Source organism: Lacinutrix sp., assembly GCF_023299985.1.
Taxonomy (GTDB): Bacteria; Bacteroidota; Bacteroidia; order Flavobacteriales; family Flavobacteriaceae; genus Lacinutrix.
In genome coordinates this window covers 1-5,520 of the sequence record NZ_JALZVX010000043.1, presented here as the reverse complement: position 1 = coordinate 5,520, position 5,520 = coordinate 1, and the positions used below count along the sequence as shown (strand labels likewise).

At 31.2% G+C, this 5,520-nt stretch carries 4 protein-coding genes; 2 read left to right on the top strand and 2 right to left on the bottom strand.

What is annotated here, in order from left to right:
- Nucleotides 1-2,366 (bottom strand): excinuclease ABC subunit UvrA (gene uvrA / locus Q0C58_RS02350; protein ID WP_290696932.1); only part of this gene is annotated, 2,366 nt, incomplete at its 3' end.
- Nucleotides 2,367-2,611: 245 nt separating this feature from the next.
- On the opposite strand from uvrA, the gene Q0C58_RS02345 reads away from it, so the two are divergent.
- Nucleotides 2,612-3,136, top strand: coding sequence for a hypothetical protein (locus Q0C58_RS02345; RefSeq protein WP_290696929.1), 525 nt, complete (start codon nt 2,612-2,614; stop codon nt 3,134-3,136).
- 2 nt (nt 3,137-3,138) lie between these two features.
- Here the strand turns inward: Q0C58_RS02345 and Q0C58_RS02340 are convergent, their stop codons facing one another.
- Nucleotides 3,139-4,344: a hypothetical protein gene (locus tag Q0C58_RS02340; RefSeq protein ID WP_290696926.1), complete on the bottom strand. Its 1,206-nt coding sequence runs from the start codon at nt 4,342-4,344 to the stop codon at nt 3,139-3,141.
- 140 nt (nt 4,345-4,484) lie between these two features.
- Between Q0C58_RS02340 and Q0C58_RS02335 the strand changes: the two genes are divergently transcribed.
- Nucleotides 4,485-5,345: a hypothetical protein gene (locus Q0C58_RS02335; protein WP_290696923.1), complete on the top strand. Its 861-nt coding sequence runs from the start codon at nt 4,485-4,487 to the stop codon at nt 5,343-5,345.
- The last annotated feature ends 175 nt before the right edge of the window (nt 5,346-5,520 follow it).

Sequence of the window (5,520 nt, the reverse complement as noted above, 5' to 3'; positions counted from 1 at the left end):
TCGCTAATACTTTTTCCTTTATATCTAATCTCCAAAGTTTCGCGATTAAAACGTTTGCCTTGGCAAGTTTCGCACTCCACATATACGTCTGGAAGGAAATTCATTTCTATAACTCTTAATCCACCACCTTTGCAGGTTTCACAGCGTCCACCAGTAACATTAAAACTAAAACGACCAGGTTTATAACCACGTATCATAGCTTCTGGAATTTTTGCAAATAAGCTTCTTATTTCTCCAAAAGTACCTGTGTAAGTTGCAGGATTACTTCGTGGTGTTCTACCAATTGGAGACTGATTAATATCGATAACCTTATCGCAATGTTCTAAACCTTTAATGCTTTTATAAGGCATTGGTTTTTTTACACCATTAAAGTAATAAGCGTTAAGAATAGGATAAAGTGTTTCGTTAATTAAAGTAGATTTTCCACTTCCAGAAACACCTGTAACACCAATCATTTTTCCTAAAGGTATTTTAATTGAAACGTTTTTTAAGTTGTTACCTGTGCAACCTTTAAGTTCTATATATTTACCATTACCTTCTCGGCGTTTTTTAGGAATTTCAATTTGTTTTTTACCGTTTAGGTATTCAGCAGTTAGCGTTTTCTCTTTTAATAATTGTTTTGGTGTGCCTTGGCTTATAATTTCGCCACCATGTTTTCCAGCACGTGGACCAATATCGATAACATGGTCTGCACGCTCAATCATATCTTTATCGTGTTCTACCACAATAACAGAGTTTCCAATATCGCGTAGTGCCACTAGAGAATTAATTAGTTTTTCGTTATCACGTTGGTGTAAACCAATACTAGGTTCATCTAGTATATAAAGCACGCCAACCAATTGCGAACCTATTTGCGTAGCCAAACGAATACGCTGTGCTTCACCACCAGAAAGCGATTTAGAACTTCGGTTTAAGGACAAATAAGTTAAACCAACGTCTAGTAAAAACTGAAGTCTTGCTTTAATCTCTTTAATTATTTCTTCGGCAATTTTAATTTGTTTTTCTGAAAGGCTTTTTTCTAAACCATCAAACCATTCTGCTAAATCAACAATATCTTTATTTGCTAATTCTGCTATATTTTTTCCAGCAACTTTGAAGTATAATGATTCTTTACGTAAGCGAGAGCCTTCGCATACAGGACATTTTACTTTGTCCATATAATCTTTTGCCCAACGTTTTAAAGAAGTTGATTCTGCATTTTTATATTGACTATCAATAAAATTAGCAACACCTTCAAAATCTATTTTGTAATCTCTTTTTACTCCAAGTGTTTTACTATCTACAGTAAATTTCTCGTTACCACCATATAAAATAATTTGTTTTGCTTCCTTCGGAATGTCTTTGTAAGCATCAGTCATTTTAAAGTTAAAACGCTCTGCAATTAATTCTAACTGTTTAAAAATCCAACTTTTCTTTTCTGGTCCATGAGGTGCTAAAGCTCCGTTTTTAATAGATAAGCTATCGTCTGGAATTATCTTTTTCTCATTAACTTGGTATAAATCTCCAATGCCATTACAATTATTACACGCGCCTTTTGGTGAATTAAAAGAGAAATTATTAGGCTCAGGATTTGGGTAAGAAATTCCCGAATTCGCACACATTAAACTTCTACTAAAATAGCGTGCTTCTTGCGTGTCATTGTCAATAACCATTAAAATATCATCACCATGATACATGGCAGTGTTTATGGTTTCGTCTAGACGTTTATCATTAGCAATAGTATCATCAATTTTAAGCCTATCGATTACAATTTCAATATCATGCATTTTGTAACGATCTAGTTTCATGCCTTTTACTAAATCCTTAATCTCACCATCTGTTCTTACTTTTACAAAACCTTGTTTTGCAATTTGTTCAAACAATTCGCGATAATGTCCTTTTCGAGAACGCACAACGGGAGATAATACGCTTATTTTCCTGCCTTTGTAGCTTTCTATTATTAACGATTTTATTTGTTCATCGCTATAACTCACCATCTTTTCGCCAGTGTTGTAACTGTAAGCATCACTAGCACGAGCGTATAACAAACGTAGAAAATCGTAAATCTCAGTAATAGTACCAACGGTTGATCGTGGCGATTTGCTTGTTGTTTTCTGTTCTATCGCAATTACCGGAGAAAGTCCGTCAATTTTATCAACATCAGGTCGTTCTAAACCACCTAAAAACTGTCTAGCATATGCCGAAAATGTTTCGATATAACGACGTTGTCCTTCTGCATAAATAGTATCAAAAGCAAGAGAAGACTTTCCACTACCAGATAAACCAGTGATGACCACTAATTTTTCTCGTGGAATAGTAACATCTATATTTTTTAGATTATGAACTCTCGCACCTTGTACTACTATGTTTTCTTCAAAATTTGTCATAAATCAGTAATATTCTACAGTTTTTAAGCAGATTTGCGAAGTTACGGTTTTTGCTCTTCTTTTTTAAGCTGAATTAGTTAGGATTTTATTAAAATTGAATGTCATTCTAGCCGTAGGCAGGAATCTTATGATTAGTTAGAGAATTTTTCTATTTTAGTGTTTTGTTTTCTGAAAACCTCAGAGTATCATTTAAAATTAAGTTTAATATTAATAAGATTTCTGCGCGCGCAGAAAATATGTAAAATATGAATATATTAGGAATAGGCTCAAGAATTAGCCACAAAGAATATGGAAAAGGAGTGATTACCAATGTTGATAACCAACAGTATTGGGTAACTTTTATAAATAACGGATTGGAAACGATTATTTTTAATGAAGAGATAGAAATTATTGAAGCATCAGAAAATGAAGTAGATACAGTAAGTTTCTTTGATGTAGAGCAAAGTATGATGCGTTTACTAAAAAAATACAGCGATGTTTCTGAAGTTGTGCATATTGGCGATAAATGGAAAGGCGGAAAGCTTATTTTGGAACCTAACGATACCAACTTAAAAAGTAAAGAAATTAAAATTGACGATTTCTTTCACAAAATAACAATGGTTCGCGATAGACTTCGTGTAATGGAGCAAAAAGTGAATTCTAGTAATCTTGAAGAACAAGAAAAGATAGATTTACAACAATATATTACACGTATTTATGGCAGTTTAACAACTTTTAATGTTTTGTTTAAGGTAAAGGAGCAGCAGTTTGTTGGGCAGAAGAGTAAGTAGGATTATTTTAAATATTTTTTAATTTCTGAAAGTTTCATTCTTTTTATTGAGCTCCCAACATTATCACAAGCGCTTGGCAGTTTATAGTATAGATGGAATTCAACTTCTTTAGATTCTTTAAACATAATTCCCATTTCATCTAAACTATAATGTCTAAATTTTATTTGAGACATACAGTTTTTTAGTTCTGGGATTCTTAGGTCTGAATTATATTGCTCTTTTATTAGAACATTTAATTTTTGCTCTAATTCTTCGCTATTAGAATTGAACATTTCAGAATTTTTAATCTCTATTACTGAATCATTTCTTGTTTCGAAAAGTTTATAGTCCCAATAATATTTACCAACGTAGCTCGCGTTTCCCTCTGAAACAGATGTGAAATTTTTGTAATTACAAGTCCTAATTATTGTTGGATCTAATACAGAATCTTCTTCTTGTATTTCTTTTTCTTGACACGTAATTTTTAAATAGTCTAATTGAGAACTTTTAATTCCTTCAATCTCTAATCCTAAAATCATCATTTTATGAAACGTTGGTAGTACAGCTCCAGTTTCAGTAGTTTTCCAATCGCTCCAAGTAGCTTCTAAACCTTGAATAGGTAAAATAGAAGTCCACATTTTAAAGCTTTTAGGCTTACCATCTATATCTAAATGCCATAAGTAAGAATCTCCAGGCGTCGAGCCACCAGAAGTGTAAGAAACTAATAAAGACTTTTCGTTGTTTTCTAAAGTTACAATACTACGTTTAACACCTTCATCAAACACTTTATATGGTGCTACTAGCCAAAAAGTATCATTATTAAAATAGCTTATTGCTTTTTCTATTAATTTTTTAGTGTCTTCGCCTTCAATTTTTGTTTCGTTTTTAAAAGCTTCACTTTTGGATAGATCGTTTAAATCTAAATTAACTTTAAAGTTTTTCCAGTAGACTTTGCAGGTGTTTTTGGTTTTGTTCCATTTGTAATGATGACGCTTTTTAAACGTAAACTCTATATAGTCTGTAGTTTTATAAGCATCGTAATTTAAAGCATTAAGCATTTTATTTGCTAGAATATCAGCTTGTGTTGTTTCTTCTCCAACTGGTAAATCTTCATTGTATTTAAAATAAAGAAAACAGTAGAGTAGAAGTGTAGGTAAAGTGAAAAATATAATAACTCCAGTTATTATTTTAAGAACTCGTTTAAATGTTAATTTTTTTCTTTTTCTCATTTTATGTTTATAACCAATGCAAATTTACAAACTTTAGGCTCAAGGTAATATTATTAAAACAACTTAGTAAGTATTATATGAAATTAAAGACAAACAGGATAATTATTTCTAGTGATTTTAACTTAAATTTTTTTACAATAATGAATAACTTTAAATACTTTTATATATTGGTTTTATCTCTAATGTTTTGTTGTTTTTCAATTCATAAATCTAATGCACAAAGTGCTTGGACAAAAAAGAAAGGAGAGCTGTTTTCTCAAATTTCTTACACTACAATACCAAATTATAGTGAGATATTTAATGAAAATGAGTTTTTTACAAGTAGGAGTATTACAGATAATACTATTCAATTATATGGAGAGTATGGTTTAAATGATAATTTAACGCTATTAGTTAATGTTCCATTTAAATCAATAAAAACTGGAGATGTAATAGAAAACTCAACACTCCCTCTTTCTATCGTTGAAGCTACTGAAACAAGGATAGGGAATATTCAAGTTGGACTTAAGCAGAATATCTATAAAGGTAAATTTGTGCTTTCGGGACAACTTAATGTCGAAGCGAATACTTCTACTTCTAATTTGGCTTCAGGTATTAGAACTGGTTATAATGCATGGACATTTACACCAACACTTAATATAGGTAAAGGCTATTCAAACTATTATTTTCAAGGATTTATAGGAGCAGACATAAGAACTAATTCCTATAGTTCTAATTTTAGAATAGGAGGAGAGTTTGGATTAACATCTATAAAAAAGACAACATTAGCTGTTTTTGTAGATGTTGTTGAATCTTTTAATAATGGCGATGTAGTTTTACCAATAACATCTTTAGAAACCGCGTTATATATTAATAACCAAGAGTATGGTTCTTTTGGATTAAAAGGACTTTATAATTTTACAGATAACTTTGGAGTTAGCGCAGGTTTCGGAGGTGCGTTTTTTGCTAATAATGTTGCTAAACAAGCAGCATTAAGTGTAGGTTTATTTTATAAAATTTAAATTAATTCTTTTAAGAACATTAAAAAGCGCCTGAACAGAAGTTCAAGCGTTTTTTATATTAACAAATGTTTAAATTTTACTTTTATCGCTTAAGCGTAAAATGTGCTCTTATCGATTTCTTTTGGTCTGTACTTGGTTCTCTATATTCTACAGTAAACCAGTAGTCGCTAGTTGG

Excerpts from the sequence above, each read along its gene's own strand:
- Q0C58_RS02340 (WP_290696926.1), bottom strand. The coding sequence starts at position 4,344 with ATGAGAAAAAGAAAAAAATTAACATTTAAACGAGTTCTTAAAATAATA.
- Q0C58_RS02345 (WP_290696929.1), top strand. The coding sequence starts at position 2,612 with ATGAATATATTAGGAATAGGCTCAAGAATTAGCCACAAAGAATATGGA.
- Q0C58_RS02335 (WP_290696923.1), top strand. The coding sequence starts at position 4,485 with ATGAATAACTTTAAATACTTTTATATATTGGTTTTATCTCTAATGTTT.